At 68.1% G+C, this 22,262-nt stretch carries 20 protein-coding genes and 1 riboswitch; of the genes, 13 read left to right on the top strand and 7 right to left on the bottom strand.

The genetic code is table 11. The features are described 5' to 3' along the window. Positions 1 to 245 precede the first annotated feature (245 nt). The 5 genes from J2X65_RS10670 (at position 246) to J2X65_RS10650 (ending at position 5,542) form a co-directional block, all read left to right on the top strand. On the top strand, positions 246 to 1,349 hold the full coding sequence (locus J2X65_RS10670) for a phasin family protein (protein WP_310200891.1): 1,104 nt from the start codon (positions 246 to 248) through the stop codon (positions 1,347 to 1,349). A 272-nt stretch (positions 1,350 to 1,621) separates the two neighbouring features. Continuing rightward, entirely contained in the window at positions 1,622 to 2,110 is a 489-nt protein-coding gene (locus tag J2X65_RS10665) for a phasin (protein ID WP_310200890.1), read from the top strand. Positions 2,111 to 2,366: 256 nt separating this feature from the next. Further along, a complete protein-coding gene (gene groES / locus J2X65_RS10660) occupies positions 2,367 to 2,663 on the top strand; it encodes a co-chaperone GroES (protein ID WP_310200889.1) in 297 nt (98 codons plus the stop codon). An 89-nt stretch (positions 2,664 to 2,752) separates the two neighbouring features. Next, positions 2,753 to 4,390, top strand: coding sequence for a chaperonin GroEL (gene groL / locus J2X65_RS10655; RefSeq protein WP_310200888.1), 1,638 nt, complete (start codon positions 2,753 to 2,755; stop codon positions 4,388 to 4,390). Positions 4,391 to 4,660: 270 nt separating this feature from the next. Further along, positions 4,661 to 5,542, top strand: a complete 882-nt coding sequence (locus J2X65_RS10650) for a dienelactone hydrolase family protein (RefSeq protein ID WP_310200887.1) — start codon at positions 4,661 to 4,663, stop codon at positions 5,540 to 5,542. Between the two features lie 24 nt (positions 5,543 to 5,566). Here J2X65_RS10650 and J2X65_RS10645 read toward each other — a convergent pair whose 3' ends face one another. After that, positions 5,567 to 6,262 (bottom strand): MarC family protein, encoded by a 696-nt coding sequence (locus J2X65_RS10645; RefSeq protein ID WP_310200886.1) that lies wholly within the window; start codon positions 6,260 to 6,262, stop codon positions 5,567 to 5,569. A gap of 105 nt (positions 6,263 to 6,367) precedes the next feature. On the opposite strand from J2X65_RS10645, the gene J2X65_RS10640 reads away from it, so the two are divergent. After that, a complete protein-coding gene (locus tag J2X65_RS10640; RefSeq protein ID WP_310200885.1) occupies positions 6,368 to 7,018 on the top strand; it encodes a ribonuclease HII in 651 nt (216 codons plus the stop codon). Between the two features lie 21 nt (positions 7,019 to 7,039). Here J2X65_RS10640 and cydB read toward each other — a convergent pair whose 3' ends face one another. From cydB to J2X65_RS10625, 3 genes are all read right to left on the bottom strand, one after another. Next, on the bottom strand, positions 7,040 to 8,059 hold the full coding sequence (gene cydB, locus J2X65_RS10635) for a cytochrome d ubiquinol oxidase subunit II (RefSeq protein ID WP_310200884.1): 1,020 nt from the start codon (positions 8,057 to 8,059) through the stop codon (positions 7,040 to 7,042). 5 nt (positions 8,060 to 8,064) lie between these two features. Continuing rightward, positions 8,065 to 9,477, bottom strand: a complete 1,413-nt coding sequence (locus J2X65_RS10630) for a cytochrome ubiquinol oxidase subunit I (protein WP_310201060.1) — start codon at positions 9,475 to 9,477, stop codon at positions 8,065 to 8,067. A gap of 336 nt (positions 9,478 to 9,813) precedes the next feature. Further along, on the bottom strand, positions 9,814 to 10,728 hold the full coding sequence (locus J2X65_RS10625; RefSeq protein ID WP_310200883.1) for a uracil-DNA glycosylase: 915 nt from the start codon (positions 10,726 to 10,728) through the stop codon (positions 9,814 to 9,816). A gap of 89 nt (positions 10,729 to 10,817) precedes the next feature. Between J2X65_RS10625 and J2X65_RS10620 the strand changes: the two genes are divergently transcribed. Both J2X65_RS10620 and J2X65_RS10615 read left to right on the top strand, forming a co-directional pair. Then, positions 10,818 to 12,491, top strand: a complete 1,674-nt coding sequence (locus J2X65_RS10620) for an electron transfer flavoprotein-ubiquinone oxidoreductase (RefSeq protein ID WP_310200882.1) — start codon at positions 10,818 to 10,820, stop codon at positions 12,489 to 12,491. Between the two features lie 10 nt (positions 12,492 to 12,501). Then, on the top strand, positions 12,502 to 13,566 hold the full coding sequence (locus J2X65_RS10615; RefSeq protein WP_310200881.1) for a hypothetical protein: 1,065 nt from the start codon (positions 12,502 to 12,504) through the stop codon (positions 13,564 to 13,566). Between the two features lie 144 nt (positions 13,567 to 13,710). Here the strand turns inward: J2X65_RS10615 and J2X65_RS10610 are convergent, their stop codons facing one another. Next, positions 13,711 to 14,175, bottom strand: a complete 465-nt coding sequence (locus tag J2X65_RS10610) for a DUF6790 family protein (RefSeq protein ID WP_310200880.1) — start codon at positions 14,173 to 14,175, stop codon at positions 13,711 to 13,713. A 141-nt stretch (positions 14,176 to 14,316) separates the two neighbouring features. Here J2X65_RS10610 and phnC point away from each other — a divergent pair, with 141 nt between their 5' ends. From phnC to J2X65_RS10585, 5 genes are all read left to right on the top strand, one after another. Beyond that, positions 14,317 to 15,153, top strand: coding sequence for a phosphonate ABC transporter ATP-binding protein (gene phnC / locus J2X65_RS10605; protein WP_310200879.1), 837 nt, complete (start codon positions 14,317 to 14,319; stop codon positions 15,151 to 15,153). Positions 15,154 to 15,167: 14 nt separating this feature from the next. Further along, positions 15,168 to 16,169: a phosphonate ABC transporter substrate-binding protein gene (gene phnD, locus J2X65_RS10600; RefSeq protein ID WP_310200878.1), complete on the top strand. Its 1,002-nt coding sequence runs from the start codon at positions 15,168 to 15,170 to the stop codon at positions 16,167 to 16,169. A gap of 96 nt (positions 16,170 to 16,265) precedes the next feature. After that, positions 16,266 to 17,087, top strand: coding sequence for a phosphonate ABC transporter, permease protein PhnE (phnE, locus tag J2X65_RS10595; RefSeq protein ID WP_310200877.1), 822 nt, complete (start codon positions 16,266 to 16,268; stop codon positions 17,085 to 17,087). A gap of 257 nt (positions 17,088 to 17,344) precedes the next feature. After that, positions 17,345 to 17,575 (top strand): hypothetical protein, encoded by a 231-nt coding sequence (locus J2X65_RS10590; RefSeq protein WP_310200876.1) that lies wholly within the window; start codon positions 17,345 to 17,347, stop codon positions 17,573 to 17,575. 233 nt (positions 17,576 to 17,808) lie between these two features. Next, positions 17,809 to 19,560, top strand: coding sequence for an ABC transporter ATP-binding protein/permease (locus J2X65_RS10585; protein ID WP_310200875.1), 1,752 nt, complete (start codon positions 17,809 to 17,811; stop codon positions 19,558 to 19,560). A 12-nt stretch (positions 19,561 to 19,572) separates the two neighbouring features. Here the strand turns inward: J2X65_RS10585 and clcA are convergent, their stop codons facing one another. Next, positions 19,573 to 20,937 (bottom strand): H(+)/Cl(-) exchange transporter ClcA, encoded by a 1,365-nt coding sequence (gene clcA, locus J2X65_RS10580; RefSeq protein ID WP_310200874.1) that lies wholly within the window; start codon positions 20,935 to 20,937, stop codon positions 19,573 to 19,575. Positions 20,938 to 21,104: 167 nt separating this feature from the next. Further along, positions 21,105 to 22,046 carry an ABC transporter substrate-binding protein gene (locus tag J2X65_RS10575; RefSeq protein WP_310200873.1) on the bottom strand — a complete coding sequence of 314 codons (942 nt, stop codon included), beginning with the start codon at positions 22,044 to 22,046 and terminating at the stop codon, positions 21,105 to 21,107. 85 nt (positions 22,047 to 22,131) lie between these two features. Next, positions 22,132 to 22,250: riboswitch (TPP riboswitch) on the bottom strand. Between the last annotated feature and the right edge of the window lie 12 nt (positions 22,251 to 22,262).

Here is a 22,262-nt window from a genome sequence, read left to right as displayed (position 1 = left end):
GCCAGCGGAGGCGCGCAGGAGGCCTCCATCGCCGCGATCATAAGGCGGGCGGCGGCCTCGCGCCATGCCGTCCCGCCGGCCGGCGGGACGCTTCGCGTTTCGCGGTTAACCGGATGCGACCAGACGCCAACCCCGATTCCGGTTGCCTTTCGCAGGGCGGACGATACTTTAGTTGTATGTGACGCTGCGCATAGACGCTAGCGTGCGCTGCGGTATCATGCCGGCAGAGTGAGGGGAGGACGTCGATGGCCCAGGATCCCAAGCTGGACATTCCGAACCACCTGCGGAACTTCGCCGAGCAGGGCGTGGACCAGGCACGCTCGGCCGTCGACAACATGTTCGGCGCCGCCCACAAGGCGCTGAGCGATGTCGAGCGCCGGGTGGACACCGCCCAGCAGAACGCCCGGGGATTTGGGCGGACCACGGTCGATTTCGCCGCCGCCAATATCGCCGCCGCCTTCGAGTTCGCCGGCCGCCTCGCACGCGCCTCGTCGCTGGAGGAATGGCGGCGGCTGAACGAGGAATTCGTGACCCGGCAGGCGCAGCGGCTCGGCGAGCAGGTCCGGGTGCTGTCGCAGGCCGGCTTCGCCGCCGCCGAAAGCGGTGGCGCCAAGCCGAACGGCCCGACGGCTCGCGCCGGCGTGTCCAAGGCTGAGCCGCCGCCGGCCCCCGCGGCTGCCGCGAAGCCGGCGACGGTCGAGCCTGCCGCTGCCAAACCTAGCGCTGCCAAGCCGGTTTCGGCCATGCCTGCCGCTGCCAAGGCGGTTGCGGCCGCCCCGGCGGCGATCGAGCCGGCGGCAGAGGTTTCGGCAAAGCCGGTGGCCGCGAAGCGGGGCGCGACGAAACCCAGCGTCACGGCGGCGCCACAGGCCGCAGCGGCGGTCGAGCCGGCGACGGCGAAGCGTGCGCGTGCGGCGACCAAGCCCTCAGCCGCGAAGCGCGCGGCGGCCAAGGCGACGGCAACGGTCCCGCTCGCAACAAAGGCCGCCGCACCTTCAAAGCCGGCGTCGGTCGCCGAATCCTCGCCGGCTACTGCGCCGGACGCCAAGACCCCTGCCGCCAAGACCCCTGCCGCCAAGACCCCGGCCATCAAGCCTCCGGCGGGCCGGCGTGCCGCTGCCCCCAAGGCTCCGGCGGCGCCCGAGCCGCCGGCTGCGCCCAAAGCTCCTGTTGAGGACAAGGCTGCCGTGTCTATCAAGCCTGCGAGGGGCCGGCGTGCCGCGCCGAAGTCCGCGACCGTGCCGTCGCCGGCTTCCAAGGAGCCGCCGGCGACCGAAGCGCCTGCGGCTGCCGAGCCTGTGGCGACGGCTCCGGCACCCGAGGCCCCGCGGCCCGCTGCGCAGGAGTGACGCCGCCGGCGCGGTGTCCGGGCTATTGTTCGGCGCCGTCCCGCCTGGCGATGCCGTCTTTTCAGTCTTTCGGGAGGCACCCCGGCAAAAAATTTGCGCAGCCGGGGTTGATTGTGCATTGCAATATGATATTGCATTGCACAAATAAGCAATGCGAAGTCGGAAAGGGCGGGAGGACATCCCGCTCGCGTTTTCCGAGCGCCGTTCCCGATCCGCGCCGCAGGCGTGGACGGGCGACTTGATTGAGCACCCGTGAACGCGAGGACCAAGCCATGACCGAGGCTACCGCTACCCCGACCCCGAAGAAGACCGTGAAGGCCGCCACCGCGGCGTTCGAGACGGCGCTGCCGAAGTTCGACATTCCCAATCTCGAAGTTCCCGCCGCGGTGCGTGAATTGACCGAGAAGAGCGTGCAGAACGCCCGCGACGCCTATGAGAAGCTTAAGTCGCATGCCGAGGAGACCACCGACCTCCTCGAGGACACCTACACCACCGCCTCCAAGGGCGTCGCCGAGTACAACACGCTGGCGCTCGAGGCCCTGCGCGCCAATGTGAATTCCACCTTCGACTATTTCAGCGCCCTGCTGGGCACCAAGAGCCTGTCCGAGGCGGTGGAGATCTCCACCGGCCACCTGCGCAAGCAGTTCGACGTGCTCTCGGCCCAGGCCAAGGATCTCTCGGTGCTGGCCCAGAAGGTCGCGAACGAGACCGCCGAGCCGATCAAGGCTTCGGTCGAGAAGACCATCAAGAAGGCCTCCTGACGCCTTACCGACCTGCCGATTCCGGAAGGCCCGGCCCGCCACACGCGGGTCGGGCCTTTCGGCGTTTCGAGGGGCGGGTTCCCGTACCGCGGGAATTCGCCGCCGCCCCCGGTTCCTCGCCTTGACTCCGCCTCATGGCCTGCCTATCTCGGCAGCGGCTTTGGCACTCATTCGCCCCGAGTGCCAGCCGGCCTGCCCCCGCGGGTGTCATGCCGGCGCCGTGCCGGCGCCACAGAGGAATAGCCGAGGATCAACGATGGCCAAGCTCAAGTTCCGTCCCCTGCACGACCGCATCGTGGTGAAGCGCATCGATGCCGAAGAGAAGACCGCCGGCGGCATCATCATCCCCGACAGCGCCAAGGAAAAGCCCTCGCAGGGCGAAGTCATCTCCGCCGGCCCGGGCGCCCGCGACGAGGCCGGCAAGCTGGTTCCGCTCGATGTGAAGGCCGGTGACCGCGTGCTGTTCGGCAAGTGGTCCGGCACCGAGGTGAAGCTCGACGGCGTCGACTACCTCATCATGAAGGAATCCGACGTGCTTGGCATCGTCGGCTGACACCGGCCGCCGGCATCCCGACCGGCACGCCCCGCGCCCGTCGAGGCAGCGGGGGAGCCGGCCCAGATATTTAGTCAGGAGCGAGCCCCATGGCTGCCAAGGAAGTTAAATTCTCCGTCGAAGCGCGCGAAAAGATGCTGCGCGGCGTCGACGTCCTCGCCAACGCGGTGAAGGTGACGCTGGGTCCCAAGGGGCGCAACGTCGTGATCGACAAGAGCTTCGGCGCCCCGCGCATCACCAAGGACGGCGTCACCGTCGCCAAGGAGATCGAGCTCGAGGACAAGTTCGAGAACATGGGCGCCCAGATGGTGCGCGAAGTGGCCTCGAAGACCAACGACCTCGCCGGCGACGGCACCACCACCGCCACCGTGCTCGCCCAGGCGATCGTCCGCGAGGGCGCCAAGTCGGTGGCCGCCGGCATGAACCCGATGGACCTGAAGCGTGGCATCGACCTCGCCGCCGCCGAGGCCATCAAGGACATCACCAAGCGCGCCAAGAAGGTGAAGTCGTCCGACGAAGTCGCGCAGGTCGGCACCATCTCCGCCAATGGCGATGCCTCGATCGGCCAGATGATCGCCGGCGCGATGCAGAAGGTCGGTAATGAGGGTGTCATCACCGTCGAGGAAGCCAAGACCGCCGAGACCGAGCTCGAAGTGGTCGAGGGCATGCAGTTCGACCGCGGCTACCTCTCGCCGTATTTCGTGACCAATGCCGAGAAGATGATCGTCGACCTCGACGATCCCTACATCCTGATCTTCGACAAGAAGCTCTCCGGCCTGCAGGCGATCCTGCCGGTTCTCGAAGCCGTGGTGCAGTCGAGCAAGCCGCTGGTCATCATCGCCGAGGACGTCGAGGGCGAAGCCCTTGCGACCCTCGTGGTGAACAAGCTGCGCGGCGGCCTGAAGGTCGCGGCGGTGAAGGCGCCCGGCTTCGGCGACCGCCGCAAGGCCATGCTCGAGGACATCGCCATCCTCACCGCCGGCCAGGTGATCTCCGAAGAGCTGGGCATCAAGCTTGAGAGCGTCTCGCTCGCCATGCTCGGCCGCGCCAAGAAGGTGATCATCGAGAAGGAGAAGACCACCGTCGTCGACGGCGCCGGCAAGAAGAAGGACATCGAGGGCCGCGTCGCGCAGATCAAGGTGCAGATCGAGGAGACCACCTCGGACTATGACCGCGAGAAGCTGCAGGAGCGCCTGGCCAAGCTCGCGGGCGGCGTCGCGGTGATCCGCGTCGGCGGCGCCACCGAGATCGAGGTGAAGGAGAAGAAGGACCGCATCGACGACGCCCTGAACGCCACCCGCGCGGCGGTGCAGGAAGGCATCGTGCCCGGCGGCGGCATCGCGCTGCTGCGCGCCAAGAAGGCGGTCGAGAAGCTGTCCTCGGACAATGCCGACATCCAGGCCGGCATCAAGATCGTCCTGAAGTCGCTTGAGGCGCCGATCCGCCAGATCGCCGAGAATTCCGGCGTGGAAGGCTCCATCGTCGTCGGCAAGGTACAGGAATCGAAGGACCAGAACTTCGGTTTCAACGCCCAGACCGAAGAGTTCGTCGACATGATCGAGGCCGGCATCGTCGACCCCGCCAAGGTGGTGCGCACCGCGCTGCAGGACGCCGCCTCGGTGGCCGGCCTGCTGATCACCACCGAAGCCATGGTTGCCGAGCTGCCGAAGCCGGCAGCTGCCGCTCCGGCCATGCCGGGTGGCGGCATGGGCGGCATGGATTTCTGACGAAATCCACTCCGCCCCTGCGGTTGTGAGTGCCGGAGCCGGGCGAGCCCGGCTTCGGAAAAGCATGGACTTCCGATCGAGGTCCGTGAGCTGTGGAATTGGAAAGGGCGCGGCGGAAGCTGCGCCCTTTCTGCTTGGCGGCTTCCGCAGATGGCGGGGCGGGCGCTCCGGAAAGCTCCCTCATTCGTGGCGCAGGGGCCGCTCGCTGGTTTCTGATGTGCGCGCGGCGGCGAACGGGTCCACCCTGCCGGTTCCCTGGGAGGAACGCCAATGGACCAGCGCATCATCGATCTCTACGACCGCTTCACCCATGGCCAGATCGGCCGGCGGGATTTCATGGACCGGCTCATCACCCTTGCCGGCTCGGTGGCGGCGGCAAGCGCCGTGCTGCCGCTGCTCTCCAATGACTATGCCCGCGCCGCCGTCGTCGCCGAGGACGATCCGCGGCTCGACATCTCGACGGCGAGCTTCCTGTCCGGCGGCAAGAATGTCAGCGGCCTGCTCGTACGGGCCAAGCGCGTCGATGCCCGGCGGCCGGCGGTGCTGGTGATCCACGAAAACCGCGGCCTCAATCCGCATATACGCGACATTACCCGCCGGCTGGGGCTCGAGGGCTATCTTGCCTTCGGCATCGACCTGCTTTCGGCCGATGGCGGCACGCCCGCCGACGAGGACAAGGCGCGGGACATGATCGCCGCGCTCGACCGCCCGGCCACGCTGGCGCGCGCCGTCGATGCGGTGGCCTTCCTCGCCCGCCACGAGGCCTCGACCGGATCGGTGGGGGCGGTGGGGTTCTGCTGGGGCGGCGGCATGGTCAACCTGCTCGCCGAGGCGAGCCCGCAGCTGAAGGCCGGCGTCGCCTATTACGGCGCGCAGCCGCCGCTCGACAAGGTGCCGGACATCAAGGCGGCGCTGCTGCTGCAGTATGGCGGGCTCGATACCCGCATCAATGAAGGCATCCCGGCCTATGAGGAGGCGCTCAAGAAAGCCGGCAAGGACTTCACCATCCACATCTATGCGGGCGCCAACCACGCCTTCAACAACGATACCAGCCCGACGCGCTACGATCCCCAGGCCGCAGCGCTCGCCTGGACCCGCACCGGCACGTTCCTGGCCAAGCATCTCGGCTCGCCGCCGCCGGTCGAGACCTGAGCGGCCGGCACGGACCCGTTCCGTTCAGATTGGCGGCAGGTTCAGCCAGCCGGCGGTGGCGCTGAGAATGAGATCGATGGCCATCGCCGCCAGGATCATGCCCATCACCCGCGAGATGATCGCGCCGCCGCCGCGGCCGATCAGCCGCGACAGGAAGCCGGCGCAGAGCAGGATGGTGAGGGTGACCAGCAGCACCACGCTCATGGTGCCGAGGGTCAGCATGCGATCGGTGACGTCGTGCCGGGCATCGTCCGACAGCACCACTGCCGCCAGCATCGCGCCCGGCCCGGCGATGGAGGGAATGGCCAGCGGGTAGACGGCGATGTCCATCGGGTTGGCGTCGATCTCGGGATGCGCGCTCTGGGTATGGCCGCCATGGATCATGCTGAGCGCGAACAGGAACAGCACGATGCCGCCGGCGATCTGGAACGAGGCGATGGAGACATCCATCGCATTGAGCAGAAAGTGCCCGGCCAAGGCGAAGAACACCAGCACGGCGAAGGCGATGATCACCGCCAGCACCGCCGCCTTCCGTCGCGCGGCGGGCGACAGCCCGGCGGTGACCGCGAGGAACACCGGCAAGGTGCCGATCGGGTCGAGAACGACCCAGAAGGTGACGAATTCCTGTAAGCGTTCCGACCAGTTCATCGCATCGCCCGTATAAAGCAGCCCGCAGACGGCTGCCGCCGCGCGGCGCGTCCCGAGCCTGCCGATATCCACATACCGCGCCTGTGGCGACACGAGGGCGCGCTGCGGGCGTTGCGTCCGGCAGCATAGAGACGCATGGTCGGCGCACAATCTCTCGCTCTCGAATCGCCCTGAAAAATGCCGCCGCGCCCGCTCCCCCGTTCCGGTCCCGATTTCGCCCATGAGGCTGCCGCCTGGCGGACAGGCGACGTACCGGTGGCCGGCGCCGACGAGGTCGGGCGCGGCCCCTGGGCGGGGCCGGTGGTGGCGGCGGCGGTGATCCTCGATCCGGCGCGGGTGCCGGAAGGGCTCGACGATTCCAAGAAGCTCACTGCCGCGCGCCGCGAAGCGCTGTACGAGATCATCTGCGAGACGGCGGAGGTGTCGGTCGCCTTCGCCCCGCCGGCGCGCATCGACGCCACCAATATCCGCCAGGCGACGCTGTGGGCGCTGGCGCGGGCGGCGCAGGGCCTGCCGCGCGCGCCGCGGCTGCTGCTGGTCGACGGCAATGATCTGCCGCCGGTCTCATGCGCGGCGCGGGCGATCATCGGCGGCGACGGGCTGGTCGCCTCGATCGCCGCGGCGTCCATCGTCGCCAAGGTCACGCGCGACCGGCTGATGGGCGAACTCGGGCGGCTCAATCCCGGCTACGGCTTCGAGCGGCACATGGGCTACGGCACGCCCGAACATGGCGAGGCGCTGGAGCGGCTCGGCGTATGCCGGCACCACCGCACCTCCTTCGCGCCGATCCGTCTGCGGCTGGCGCGGGAGAGCGAAGCGGCCGAATAGAATGCCGCCGGCTCATGCGGGCTAGTGATAGCCCTCGCCGGCGCGGACCTTGCCGCGGAAGGTCCAGTAGACGAAGGCGACATAGCCGAGGATCAGCGGCAGCATGAACACCGTGCCGATGAGCATGAACACCTGGCTCGCCGGCGCCGCCGCGGTCTCCCAGACAGTGAGCGCCGGCGGCACGAGGTGCGGAAAGATCGAGATGCCGATGCCGGCATAGCCGAGCAGGAACAGCCCGATCACCCCGAGGAACGGCAGGTGCTCGTGGCCGCGCTCCAGCCAGCGCCACACCAGGCCGGCGAGCAGCAGGGTGAGCAGCGGCAGCGGCGCCAGGTAATAGAGGTTCGGCAGCGAGAACCAGCGGTCGGCGATGCGCGGAAAGGCGATCGGCGTCCACAGGCTGACAATGCCCATGAAGATGAGCACCACCGGCAGCAGCAGCCGGGCGTGATGGCGGGCGCGGGCCTGGGCGGCGCCGTCGGTCTTCAGGATCAGCCAGACCGCGCCGATCAGCGCATAGCCGGCGGTCACCGCCAGCCCGCAGAGCAGCGCGAACGGCGTCGCCCAATCGAGCGCACCGCCGGCGAAGGCGTTGTTCTCCACCTTCATGCCCTGCACGAAGCCGCCGAGCAGCACGCCCTGGAAGAAGGCGGCGAGCGTCGAGCCGCCGGCGAAGGAGATGTTCCACAGGAAGCGGCTGGTGTCGGCGACGTGGCGGAACTCGAAGGCGACGCCGCGAAACACCAGCGCCAGCAACATGAAGATCACCGGCAGGTAGAGCGCCGGCATCAGGATCGAATAGGCGAGCGGGAAGGCGACGAGCAGCCCGCCCCCGCCGAGGATCAGCCACGTCTCGTTGCCGTCCCAGAACGGGGCGACGGAGTTCATCATCTGGTCCTTTTCCACCTCGCTGCGGGCGAAGGGAAACAGGACGCCGATGCCGAGATCGAAGCCGTCCAGCACGACATAGAGGGCGACGGCGACGGCGAGCAGCAGCGCCCAGATGACCGGGAGATAATATTCCATGCCGAGGCTGACCATGGCGTTCACTCCCCGGGTTGCTGGATGGCGGCGCGAGCGGCCTCGCGGGCGCCGGAGATCGGCTGGCTCGGCAGTCCCTGGTCCGGCGTGTCGATGGAGGCGCCGGTCGGGCCGCGGACGATCAGCCGGTTGATGTAGTAGATGCCGCCGGAGAACACGATGCCGTAGACGATGACGAACAGCGCCAGCGTGGTGGCCACCGCCCAGCCCTCCACCGGCGAGACGGCATCGGCGGTGCGCAGGATGCCGGTGGCCACCCAGGGCTGGCGGCCGACCTCGGTGACGAACCAGCCGGACAGTATGGTGATGAAGCCGACCGGCCAGACGAACTGCGTCGGCCACAGGTACCAGTCGGTCTCGAACAGGCGGCGCCGCCAGAGCAGGAAGGCGCCGACCCAGCCGAGGGCGATCATCAGCACGCCGAGCCCGACCATGATGCGGAAGGCGAAGAACGGCACCAGCAGTGGCGGGCGGTCCTCGCGCGGAAAATCCTTCAGGCTGGCGAAACCGTCGGTCCAGCTATGGGTGAGGATGAGGCTGCCGAGATGCGGGATCGAGATCTCGTAATCATTGCTCTCGGTCTCCTCGTTGGGAATGGCGAACAGCACCAGTGGCACGCCGGCTCCCGGCGGATGGCCGCCCCAGTTCGCCTCCACCGCGGCGATCTTGGCCGGCTGGTGCTTCAGCGTGTTGAGGCCGTGGGCATCGCCGATATAGGCCTGGATCGGCGCGAGGATGGCGATCAGGCCGATGGCCATGCGCATCATGGTGCGCCCGTCCTGCGGGTAGCGGCCGGCATAGACGTAGCGGGCGCCGATCGCCAGCACCACCAGCGCGGTGGTGAGGTAGCAGGCGGTGACCATATGCGCGAAGCGATAGGGGAAGCTCGGATTGAAGATGGCGGCGAGCCAATCGACCGGATAGGCGATGCCGTCTATGACCTCGTGGCCGGCCGGGGTCTGCATCCAGCTATTGGCCGCGAGGATCCAGAAGGCCGAGAGGCTGGTGCCGACCGCCACCGCGATAGAGGCGAAGACGTGCAGCCCCTTGGGCACCCGGTTCCAGCCGAACAGCATGATGCCGAGGAAGGTTGCCTCCAGGAAGAAGGCGGTGAGCACCTCATAGCCGATCATCGGGCCGACGACATTGCCGACGACACGGGAGAAATGGCTCCAATTGGTGCCGAACTGGTAGGACAGCACGATGCCCGACACCACGCCCATGCCGAAGGAGACGGCGAAGATCTTGGTGAAGAAGCGGGCGATGCGGTGGAAATGCTCGCGTCCGGTGGTGAGCCACAACACTTCCAGCGTGGCGATATAGGCCGCGAGGCCGATGGTGAAGCTGGGAAAGATGATGTGGAAGGAGACGGTGAAGGCGAACTGAATGCGGGCCAGCAAAACCGGATCGAATTCCATCGGCATGCCCCTATCCGACGCGGCGACGGTGCGCCGCTAGGGAAACTCTACGCGGTCACCGTTCAGAATGGAACAGGTCTTAACTTGGTTTGGCCGACGCGGAGATGACGGAGATCAGGCCGCAGGAGGACGCGGCTGCCGCGCGCCGGGTCGGGCGGAGGGCACGATCCCGCCCTGTCCGGCCCGTCGCCTTGAAGGTTTTCCGGCAGATGAAATCTTCCCGCGGCCGATAGCCGGCCGTTGGCCGGTTCGGTTCCGGGCGGGCAGCTTACCCGTTGATCGGGGTGCCGGATGAGACGTGCGGGGCGACCATGGAGAAAGGAACCGATCGTTCTCTCAGCCGGCTTCCGGTTTCGTCTCGGCGAGCTTGCGCTCGATGGCGAGCAGGTCGCGCCACACCATGCGCTTGCCGAGCGGGGTGCGCAGGAGATAGGCCGGGTGAAAGGTCGCCAGCGCCGCGATGCGGCGCGTGCCGGTGTCGTATTCCATCCAGCGGCCACGCGCCTTGGTGATGCCGTCCTTGCTGCCGAGCAGGGTCTGCGTCGACGGATTGCCGAGGCAAACCAGCACGTCCGGGTTCACCAGTTCGATCTGCCGGCGGATGAAGGGCAGGCAGATGGCGGTTTCCTGCGGCGTCGGCGTGCGATTGCCGGGCGGGTGCCAGGGAATGACGTTGGCGATATAGGCGCTCGTGCGGTCGATGCCGATGGCGGCGAGCATGCGGTCGAGCAGCTTGCCGGAGCGGCCGACGAAGGGCTTGCCCTCGATGTCCTCGTCGCGGCCGGGCGCCTCGCCCACCAGCATCAGCCGCGCCCGCGGGTTGCCGTCGCCGAAGACGAGGCGGCTGGCGGTGAGCTTCAGCGCACATCCGTCGAAGCCCTCCATCAGCGCGCGCAGCGCGTCGAGATCGGGCGCGGAGGCCGCGGCCTCGCGGGCATCGGCGGCGGCGCGGTCGGGTGGCGGCGGGGCGCCTGGAGACGGGGCGCCGGGAGACGGGGCAGGCGCACGCGCGATCTCCCGCCTTGCGGCGGCGGTGCCGGGCGATGCCGCGACGGGCAGCGCGGCGCCGGGGGCGGCGGCGTCTGGCCGTGGCGCGGCGCGCGGTGCGCTGCGCTCGGCGGCGCTTTCGGCGAATCGGTCCACCGGAGCGTCGCCGAGAGCGGCATCGACCCCGGCCTCGGCATAGAAGGCGAGCAAATCGGCAAGGGCGGCGCGCGGGTCGGGCTCACGCGGATCTTTGGAAAGGTCCATAACCTATCTTATCGCGTCGCGGCGGCGATTGTCAGGTCGGCGCAAGCGTGGAAGAAGTCCAGACAACAGATTACGTGCCGGAGAGTGAGATGGACGCGGCCGAACTGCCCGAACGCGAGGGCATGGACTATGACGTCGTGGTGGTCGGCGCCGGGCCGGCGGGCCTCGCCGCGGCGATCCGCCTGAAGCAGCTCGACGAGAACCTCACCGTCGTCGTCGTCGAGAAGGGCTCGGAGGTCGGCGCGCACATCCTGTCCGGCGCGGTGATCGATCCCATCGGCCTCGACCGGTTGTTCCCGGACTGGCGCGAAGCGCCCGACGCGCCGCTGAAGACGCCGGTGACCGAGGACCGCTTCTACCTGCTGGGCCCGGCCGGAGGGCTGCGGCTGCCCAACGGCCTGATGCCGCCCCTGATGAACAATCACGGCAATTATGTCGGCTCGCTCGGCAATGTGTGCCGCTGGCTGGCCGGCAAGGCCGAAGCGCTGGGCATCGAGATCTATCCCGGCTTCGCCGCCGCCGAACTGCTGTTCGACGGGAACGGCGCCGTCACAGGCGTCGCCACCGGCGATATGGGCATCGGCCGCGACGGCAAGCCAGGCCCGAACTTTGCGCGCGGCATGGAGCTACGGGGCAAGTACACGCTGTTCGCCGAGGGCGCGCGCGGCTCGCTCTCCAAACAGCTCATTGCCCGCTTCAAGCTGGACAAAGGCCGCGAGCCGCCGAAATTCGGCCTCGGGCTCAAGGAGCTGTGGCAGCTCGATCCGGCCAAGCACAAGCCGGGGCTGGTGCAGCATTCCTTCGGCTGGCCGCTGTCGTCCGACACCGGCGGCGGTTCCTTCCTCTATCACCTCGAGGACGGGCAGGCGGTGGTGGGCTTCGTGGTTCACCTGAACTATTCGAACCCGTATCTCTCGCCGTTCGAGGAGTTCCAGCGCTTCAAGACGCATCCGCTGATCCGCGAGCAGCTGGAGGGCGGCAAGCGGCTGTCCTATGGCGCGCGGGCGATCACCGAGGGCGGCTTCCAGTCGGTGCCGCGCACGGTGTTCCCCGGCGGGGCGCTGATCGGCTGCGCTGCCGGCTTCGTCAACGTGCCCCGCATCAAGGGCAGCCATAATGCGGTGCTCTCCGGCATGCTCGCCGCCGAGGAGGCCGCCGCCGCGCTGGCCGCGGGCCGGGCGCAGGACGTGCTGGAGGGCTATGAGGCCGGCTGGCGAACCGGGGCGATCGGCGCCGATCTGTGGAAGGTGCGCAACGTCAAGCCGCTCTGGTCGAAGTTCGGCACCTATGTCGGCATCGCGCTGGGCGGCTTCGACATGTGGGCGAACACGCTGCTGAAGTGGTCGCCCTTCGGCACACTCGGGCACGGCAAGCCGGACTCGGACACGCTGAAGCCGGCCAAGGACTCGCGGAAGATCGCCTATCCCAAGCCGGACGGCGTGGTCTCCTTCGATCGGCTGTCCTCGGTGTTCCTCTCCAACACCAACCACGAGGAGGACCAGCCGATCCACCTCAAGGTGAAGGACATGGAGCTGCAGAAGCGCTCCGAGCACGACATCTATGCCGGCCCCTCCAACCGCTACTGCCCGGCCGGCGTGTATGAATGGGTGGAGAAGGCAGAAGGCGCCGGGACGGACGAGGTCTTCGTGATCAACGCGCAGAACTGCGTGCACTGCAAGACCTGCGACATCAAGGACCCCAACCGCAACATCACCTGGGTGACGCCGGAAGGCGGCGGCGGGCCGAACTACCCCAATATGTGAGGAGGCCCCCATGCGTATGGCGATCATGGCGGGGCTACTGGTGCTGGCTTCGGCGAGCGCGCCGACGGTGGCGACGACGGAGGCCTGCGCGACCGAGGCACCGGACTATGCGCCGTTCCGCGACGGGCTGTTCCTGCGCTACCTCAATGCCGAGCCGGGCGGACGCATCGACGCGGTGCCGCGCATCGGCCTCTCCTTTGGCGGGGAAGAGCCGCTGCGGGCGGAACTGGATTCCGGCTCCACCGGCATCGTGGTGGCCGCAGCCTATATTCCCGGCTTCGACCAGCTGCCGAGCCAGGGGCCGGGGCAACTCACCTATACGAGCTCCGGCCGGCAGATGATCGGGCAATGGGTGGTGACGCCGGTGACGCTCAGCGGCAAGGAAGGCGCCTCCGTTACCACCGAGCCGATGCCGGTGTTGGCGGTGACCGAGCTGCGCTGCCTCGACACGGCCCGCGACTGCACCCCGCGCCAGATGCCCGAGCACATCGCCATGGTCGGCGTCGGCTTTGCCCGCGAGGCCGATCGCCAGAGCCAGAGCACGCCGGACAAGAACCCGCTGCTGCGGGTGACCGGCGGGGAGGGCGGCGAAAACGAAGGCGCTCGCCGGCGCGGCTATATCCTCTCGCCCGAGGGCATGCATGTCGGGCTGTCGCGGGGAAATACCGGCGGCGACTTCCGCTTCCTCAAGCTCGACCGGCAGGACGACGGCTCGGACTGGAAGGCGACGCCGGCCTGCCTCGCGCTGAACGGGGCCGCTCCGCCGGCCTGCGGCACGCTGCTGGTCGATACCGGGGTGTCGGCGATGTTCATGACGGTGCCGCCGGCGCAGGCGGCAGGTGCCGAGCGAACCCTGCCGGAGGGAACCGAGGTGGCGGTCCGCGCCGGCGCGGGAGAGGACGGCTTCGAGCTCTACCGTTTCACGGTGGGGGCCGACTCGCCGCTCGCGCCGGACGCCATCCATCTGCGCGTGGCACCCGACCGGGTGTTCGTGAACACCAGCTTCCACCTGCTGAACGGCTATGACGTGCTCTACGACGCCGACGGCGGCTATGTCGGGTTCCGCCGGCGCTAGGGACGCAAGCGCGTGCGTGCTTCGAGGCCGGCCTGCAGCCGGCACCTCAGCATGAGCAGCCCTCCGCCAAGAGAGCGGGCGGCCGCACCCTGAGGTCACCCTGAGGGGCGCTGCGCAGCGGAGCCTCGAAGGACGCACAGGCCCTCAGAACTGCGCGATGAGGAAGGCGGCGAACAGGATGAAGGCGGCGACGAGATCGCTGACCATCGCCATGTTCTCGCGGAAGTTCCGCTCCGGCCGGCGCATGTGGTTGAGCCCGGCAAGGCCGAGAAAGGCGCCACCGATGAAGGCGACCGGAAACACCCAGCTGGAGATCAGCAGCGACAGCAGCCCCGCCGCGCCCATGGCGAGATTGGCGCAGCCGAGTTCCTGCACCAGCACATGCGACCGCAGATCATCGACGCCGAGGATGGAGCTGGCGGTGTAGCCGGGCTTCAACAGCTGGGTGATGCCGGCCAGCAGCAGCCGCACGCCGACCGCCCAGAACACGAACCATTTGCTGGCGATGGTGAAGAAGCCGACCAGCGTGCCGTTGCCGGCCAGCTCCGAGGCGATGGAGACGACGGGCAGGATGACCATCGTGAACAGCAGCGTGGCGTAATAGATCATGGGTCGCACTCGGTGGCGGGCGGGAAGGTGACGCAACGGCAGATCGCGGTGCATGTCACCGAACTGTAACGTCATATTCATCCCGACGTCACCCGCCGCCGATACGCCCTCATCGACCCTGATGGCCGACGAGGGAAATCGATGCCGGCAGCGCTTGAACTCGACCGTGTAAGCAAGACGTGGGGCGCCATGCGCGCCGTCGACAATGTCTCGCTGCGCATCGAGGCGGGCGAGCGCGTGGCGCTGATCGGTGCTTCCGGCTCGGGCAAGTCGACGCTTATCCGCATCGCTTCCGGCCTCGCCCTGGCCGACCCGACCAGCGGCGGCGTGCGCTCCTTCGGCCTCGGCGTGCAGGACAAGGGGCGGCTGTCCTCCGAGGTGCGCCGCGCCCGCCGGCAGATCGGCCTGGTGTTCCAGCAATTCGCGCTGGTGGGCCGGCTGACGGTGATGACCAACGTGCTGGTCGGCGCGCTCGGCCGCATCAGCCGGCTGCGCGGCACGCTCGGCCTGTTCAACGTCGACGAGAAGCGCACGGCGCTGGCGGCGCTCGCCGAGGTCGGCATCGCCCAGCATGCCGGCAAGAAGGCGCGCGAGCTTTCCGGCGGCCAGCAGCAGCGCGTCGCCATCGCCCGCGCGCTGGTGCAGGGGGCGAAGCTCGTGCTTGCCGACGAGCCGATCGCCTCGCTCGACCCGAAATCCGCCAAGCGCGTGATGGACACGCTGGTGACCATGAGCCGCGACCACGGCATCGCCCTCGTGGTGTCGCTGCACCAGGTGGACTACGCCACCGCCTATTTCGACCGGGTGATCGCCATGAATGCCGGCCGCGTCGTGTTCGACGGTCCGGCGTCGCGCATCACCGCGGCCTTCCTCACCGAGCTCTACGGCGCCAGCGCCGAGGAACTGATCCTGCCGAGCCAGTTCGCCGTGCCGGCCGCGGTGGTGCTCGAAACGACCTCTTCAGAACCCGTATCCTGACAGGAGCGAACACCATGAAGCGCCTTCTCGCCGCCGGCCTGGTGCTGGCCGGCCTCACCGCCCCGCTGGCGGCTCAGGAAGTCAAGGAGCTGAACTTCGGCTTCATCTCCACCGAGTCCTCCGCCAATCTCGCCAAGAGCTTCGAGCCGCTGCTGAAGGACATGGAGAAGGCCATCGGCGTGCCGGTGAAGCCGTTCTTCGTCGGTGACTATGCCGGCGTGATCGAAGGCATGCGCTTCAAGAAGGTCGACGTGGCGTGGTTCGGCAACAAGTCGGCCATGGAAGCGGTCGACCGCTCCAATGGCGAAGTCTTCGTCAAGACCGCCAAGCCGGACGGTTCCTCGGGCTACTACTCGCTGATCGTCACCAATGTCGACCGCAACGACATCAACGGCCTGAAGGACATTCTCGACTGCTCCAAGGGCTATAATTTCGGCAATGGCGACCCGAATTCCACCTCGGGCTTCCTGGTGCCGAGCTACTACGTGTTCGCGCTCAACAATGTCGACCCGCAGAAGTGCTACAAGCGCGTCGTGACCTCGAACCATGAGGGCAACCTGCTCGCGGTCGCCAACAAGCAGGTCGATTTCGCCACCAACAACACCGAGAACATGACCCGTCTGCAGCAGACGCGTCCGGCCGAGGCGGCGAAGATCAAGGAAGTGTGGCGCTCGCCGCTGATCGCCGGCGATCCGATCGTGTGGCGCAAGGACCTGCCGGCCGACCTGAAGGCCAAGATCTACACCTTCTTCATGACCTATGGCCGCAACGGCACCCCGGAGGAGATCGAGCGCGCCCGCGCGGTGCTCGCCAAGACCTCGGACGGCTGGGGTCCGTTCCTCGCCTCTTCCGACGCGCAGCTGATCCCGATCCGCCAGCTCGAGCTGTTCAAGGCCAAGGTGAAGGCCCAGAGCAACGACAAGCTCTCGGCCGACGAGAAGGCCGCCGAGGTCAAGAAGATCGACGCCCAGCTCGCCGATCTCGATAGCCAGCTCAAGAAGCTGCCCGCCATGTGACATGTCGCCGGAGGCCGGCTTCGCCCGGCCTTCGCGCATGGCTTGCCGCCGTCTCCGGTCCGCCGGGGACGGCGTTCGATTGAGAGGGGACGCCCCATGTTCGCCACCGAGACCGCTCATCGCTCCGTCGCCGCCGCGCTGCCGGCGCCGCCGGTGACGCCGCTTGCCACTCGGCTGACCCGCCTGTGCCTCGGCGCGGTGGCGGTGGTCCTGCTGGTGTTCTTCTGGCACGAGGCGGAGATGAACCCGGCGCAGCTGGTGAAGGACGCCGGCAACATGGCAACGCTCGGCGCCGATTTCCTGCGCCCGGACTTCACCGATTGGGACGTCTACGCCACCGCCATGGTCGAGACGCTGGCCATCGCCGTCTGGGGCACGCTGCTGGCGGTGATCGTCGGCATCCCCTTCGGCATCCTCTGCGCCGACAACGTGGTGCCGCGCTGGGTCGCGTTTCCGGTGCGCCGATTGATGGATGCCTGCCGCGCCATCAATGAGCTCGTCTTCGCGCTGATCTTCATCGCCGCGGTCGGCCTCGGCCCGTTCGCCGGCGTGCTGGCCCTGTTCGTGCACACCACCGGTGTGGTCGCCAAACTGTTCTCCGAAGCGGTGGAAGCGATCGATCCGGCGCCGGTCGAGGGCATTCGCGGCACCGGCGGCACCTGGTTCCAGGAGGTCGTCTATGGCGTGCTGCCGCAGGTGCTGCCGCTGTGGATCTCCTACACGCTCTACCGCTTCGAATCCAATGTCCGCTCGGCGACCGTGCTCGGCATCGTCGGCGGCGGCGGCATCGGCATGGTGTTCAACGAAACCATGCGCGGCTTCCTCTATTCGCAGGGGGCCGCGATCCTGATCATCGTCATCATTACCGTGTCGTGCCTCGACATCGTCAGCCAGAACATCCGCAAGCGCTTCATCTGAGGGCCACGGGCAAAGCCGTCACGCATCCCCGGCCCGGCCGAGCGCCGGCATGGTCGCGGATCCGTTTCGCCTCGCGCCGCGTTTCGGGTCCTTTTGCGCCGCTGGCTTCATGACAGGTCGTCGGTTGGTTCCTTGCGATTCTGCACGATCAGGGATGCGTGAACTTCCCTTACGATCTGATCGCAAGCGACATAAATCATTCTCCGAATGCACGTCAGTGTCGCTCGCGCGACATGTCGCAAGTTAGGAGAAGACGCATGAGCAGGATAGTCGTCGCCCTTGCCCTTATTGCCAGCTTTGGCCTTTCCGGCGTGACCGCGGCGTCCGCCGCCGGGCGCAGCAAGGACGAGCGTGCCGCATGGTGGCAGACCATGCATCAGTCGAAGCAGCCCTGGAAAGACATGGTCAACAAGTCGAAAGCGGCGGTTGTCAAGCCGGCCGCGCCGGCGGCGAGCGCAGCGCCGAAGGCGGCCAAGCCGGCCCAGTGAGCCGGTTGCTTCCCGCCGCGAGCGACGCAACGCAGTGCAGGGGCGGTATCCCGCAAGGGTGCCGCCCTTGGCGTATTCGCCGAGCTTTCTTCATGACCTTACGTCACTTTGCCTGACCAAACTTTAATTTTCCCGCCATCCTCCCGCCGGGATTGCTTCCACTAGTCTTGCGGCGCGCGGCCCTCATGGGGCGGCGTCCAGCATTCGCCCTTCCCTCGGCCGGAGAATTCCCCGTGCGTGCCATATTGAGCCTGCTCTCCGACGTCTGGCGGCTGTCGAGCCCGTATTTCCGCGGCGAAGACAAGTGGCGCGGCGGTATCCTGCTTGCCGCCGTGGTGGCGCTGGAGGTCGGCTGGGTCTATGCGACTGTGCTGCTCAACGAGTGGAACAACGCCTTCTACAACGCCATCCAGGAAAAGGACTATCCGGCGTTCGTGCACCAGTTCTGGCTGTTCGGCGCCTATGCGGCCGGCGCGATCATCATCGCCGTCTACCAGATCTATCTGCGCCAGTGGCTGGAGATACGCTGGCGGACCTGGATGACGGAGAAATACCTCTCCGCCTGGCTCGACCACCAGACCCACTACCGGCTGCGGCTGAAGGGCGACACCGCCGACAACCCCGACCAGCGCATCGCCGAGGACATCCGCGCCTATATCGCCCAGACGCTCGGCATCTTCATCGGCATCCTCAATGCGGTGATGACGCTCGCCTCCTTCGCGGTGATCCTGTGGGGACTCTCGGGCGACTTCCACATTCCGCTGTTCGGGCACGAGGTGAACATTCCCGGCTATCTCGTCTGGGCGGCGTTCGCCTATGCGACGGTGGGCACCTACATCGCCCATCTCATCGGCAAGGTGCTGGTGAAGCTCAACTACGACCAGCAGCGTTTCGAGGCGGACTACCGCGTCGACCTGGTGCGCGTGCGCGAGAACGGCGAGCAGATCGCGCTGATGGACGGCGAGGGCGTCGAGCGCGCGCGGCTGCTCGACCGCTTCTCGCACATCGTCCACAATTACTGGGGCATCATGATCGCCCAGAAGCGGCTGACCTGGTTCACCGCCGGCTATGGGCAGGTGTCGAACGTCTTCCCCTTCATCGTGGTGGCGCCGGCCTATTTCGCCGGCGGCATCCAGCTCGGCCAGCTCATGCAGACCTCCTCCGCCTTCGCGCAGGTGCAGGGCTCGTTCTCCTTCTTCATCAACGCCTATGCGACGCTCGCCGAGTGGAAGGCGGTGGTGGACCGTCTCATCGGCTTCGAGAACAACATCGCCAGGGCCCGTGCCGATGCCGCCTCCAGCGCCTATCGCCGGGGAGCGGCCAGCGGAGGGACCATGCTGGCGATCGACGGCATGGAGGTGCGGCTGCCGCAGGGACGCACGGTGCTCACCGTCGACGGCGTCGCGATCCGGCGCGGCGAGGCGGTGCTGCTCACCGGGCCGTCCGGCTCGGGCAAGTCGACACTGCTGCGTGCCGTCGCCGGCATCTGGCCCTATGGGTCGGGCACGGTGGAGATCGCCCCCGATGCCCGGATGCTGGTGCTGCCGCAGCGGCCCTACATTCCGGTGGGCAGCCTGCGCGGAGCGCTCGCCTATCCCGATGCGTTGGCTGAGCACGACGACGCCGCGCTGCGCGAGGTGCTGGAGGCGGTCGGCCTCGGCGAACTCGCTGAGCGGCTCGACGAGCGCGAATTGTGGCCGGCGATCCTCTCCGGCGGCGAGCAGCAGCGGCTCTCGCTGGCGCGGGCGCTGCTGATCCGGCCCGATGTGCTGCTGCTCGACGAGGTGACCTCGGCGGTGGACGAGCCGGGCGAGGCGGCCCTCTACCGCACCCTGCGCGAGCGTCTGCCGGAGACGGCGATCCTCTCCATCGGCCACCGCTCGACGCTCAAGCCGCTGCACGGCCGGCACATCGAGATCACCCGTGCGGCGGGCGAGCCGGCACGGCTCGATGGCGGGGCGGAGCTGACGGCCGTCGCGGGCTGAGGCGCGGCCGCTTCACTCCTTAGTTTTGGAAGCGGCCATGCCGGAAAGATCGCTCCGCGGCCGGCGCAGGCGAAAGCGGCGGCGCGGGGCTGGCTGGCCCTCGGCCTCGATGGCCAGCGTGCGCTCCAGCAGGGTCTCGTAGATCGGCCGGCCGCCCAGCGCCTGCGCCACCATGTTGGAGACGATGGTGGCCAGCATCACCGGCACCAGGAGAGCATAGGCGCCGGTGAGTTCCATCACCAGCACCATGCCGACCAGCGGCGCGCCGATAGTGGCGGCGAACAGCCCGCCCATGGCGGCGATGGCGAGTGCGAGGTGGGTGTTCTCCGGCAGCGGGAGCACCAGCTCCAGCGCCGTGCCGAAGGTGAGGCCGATGGTGGTGGCGAGCGCCAGGATCGGCGCGAAGATGCCGCCGGCGACGCCGGTGGAGTAGCTCGCCATGGTCATGACGAAGCGGATGAGCACGATCACCGCCAGCACCGCCAGCGGACGGTTTTCCGTCGCCAGCTGCACGGCCAGCACCTCGCCGCCCTGCGTCGCCTCCGGCAGCAGGAAGATCAGCGGGCCGACCACGAGGCCGATGGCGAGCGGGAACAGATAGAACGACGTCGCCAGCCCGAGCCGGCGGACATGATCCAGCGACCAGACCAGCGTGCGGTTGAAGCCGACGCCGACCGCGCCGAGCACGGCGCCCAGCAGCACGAACGCCGGCAGCGCGGTGAGCGGCATCGCCGAGGCGGGAAGTCGCATATAGGGTGTGTTGCCGGTCAGGCTCTCGGTGACGACGGCGCTGGCGAGCGAGGCCAGGATGACGCCGACATAGGTCCGGGCGCTGTAGGGGAACTGCCGCCGCGTCTCCTCGATGACGAACAGCACGGCGGCCAGTGGTGCGTTGAAGGCGGCGGCGAGGCCGGCGGCGCCGCCGGCGGCGAGCAGGCCCCGCATGTCCTCGGACGACATTCTCGTCACATCGGCGGCGGCCTTGGCGATGGAGGCGCCGATATGGATGGTCGGCCCCTCGCGGCCGAGCACCATGCCGGAGGACAGCGACAGCAGGCCGGCGGCGAACTTCACCGGCAGCACGCGCTTCCAGCGCACCTCGCGCAGGCCTTCCATCGCGCCTTCGATCTCCGGCACGCCGGAGCCGCCGGCCTCCGGCGCGAAGCGGCGCACCAGGAACAGCGAGGCGACCGCCATGGCGGCGGCGACGAGCGCGGCGGCGGTGTAAAGCGCCGTGCCCGCCAGCCCGAGCGTGTCGCGCAGCAGCGCCGGCCAGGCGGCCGTGAGGCCCTCGACGCCGAGATGGAAGGCGACGCCGGCAACGCCGACTGCCAAGCCGACGAGGACCGCCACCATGTGATAGCCGCCATTGCCCATGCCGTTCCCCCCTGCGATCGCCTCACATCCCATCGGACGGGTAGCATCGCCTAGGGCGGGCTGGAAGGGCGACGTCCGCCGATTTGCCGGTTCGGCACGTGAGGCCAGACGGCAACACTCCCGCGGCGGCGGATGGCGCGCGCCGTCGAAGCGCGCGGCGTGTCGGCTCAGGGCAGCGCGGGGGCGTAGGTGGCGACCGGCTCGACGGTATGGATCAGCCCGTGCTGCTTCATGAATTCGCCGAAGCGGGCATAGCGGCCGGCGTCGAGCGCCGCCGGCGCATGGGCAAAGCGGCGCAGCGTATCGGTCCAGGCGGTGCGGTTGAGCTCGTCGTCGAGCTTGGGGTTCGCCTTCACGAAGACGCCCCAGGCTTCGTCCGGGTGGTTGAGCACATAGATGGTGGCATCCTCCACGGCGGCGAGGAAGCGTTTGAGGCGCGGATCGGCAACGAGATCCCTGCGGGTGATGTAGATCAGCTCATCGAACACCGGCACGCCGTGCTCCTCGGGGAAGAAGGCGGTGCCCTCCTTGCCCTCGAGGCGGATCTGGGTGAGCTCAAAATTGCGGTAGGCGCCGATCACCGCATCGACCTTGCCGGAGACCAGAGCGGGGGAGAGGGCGAAATTGACGTTCACCATGGTAACGTCGCTCGGCTTCAACCCGGCATCTGCGAGCATGGTGCCGAGCAGCGCGTCCTCCAGCCCCGCTACCGAAAAGCCGACCGTCTTGCCCTTGAGATCGGCAAGCGACTTGATCGGCCCATCCTTCAGCACCACCAGCGCGGTCAGCGGCGTCGAGACCAGCGTGCCGAAGCGGATGAGCGGCAGGCCCTCCTTCACCGCGAGATAGAGGTTCGGCTGGTAGCTGACCGCCACCTCGGCCTGGCCCGCCGCGACGAGGCGCGGCGGCGCGGAAGGATCGGCCGGCGCGACGAGTTCGACGTCGAGGCCGTGGGCGGCGAAAAGGCCTTTTTCCTTGGCGATGACCAGCGGCGCGTGGTCGGGGTTCACGTACCAGTCGAGTAGCACGGTGAGCTTGTCGGCCGCGGCGGCGGGGGCAAGCGAAAGCACCAGGGCGATGCCGGCGGCGGCGATGGTTTTGACGAACATTTGGATCTCCTCCCGTTTGCGGAGATCCGGCACATGAGCTTTCGGGGGAAATCCGGCGCAGGAACGAACATCACGCGGATGACTTGCCTCGCCGTCGTTCCGTCCCTTCGCCGGCATGACCCGGATCAGGTTCAAAGGGTCTGGCGGATGCCATCTCAGCCCCTTCGACCCCTGAAGGCCGGCGGGACACCCCTCGGACAGGTCGGAGCCTAGCAG

The organism is Ancylobacter sp. 3268, assembly GCF_031456575.1.
GTDB lineage: Bacteria > Pseudomonadota > Alphaproteobacteria > Rhizobiales > Xanthobacteraceae > Ancylobacter.
The sequence above is the reverse complement of the archived record's forward strand: the minus strand, read 5'-3'. Positions and strand labels throughout refer to the sequence as shown.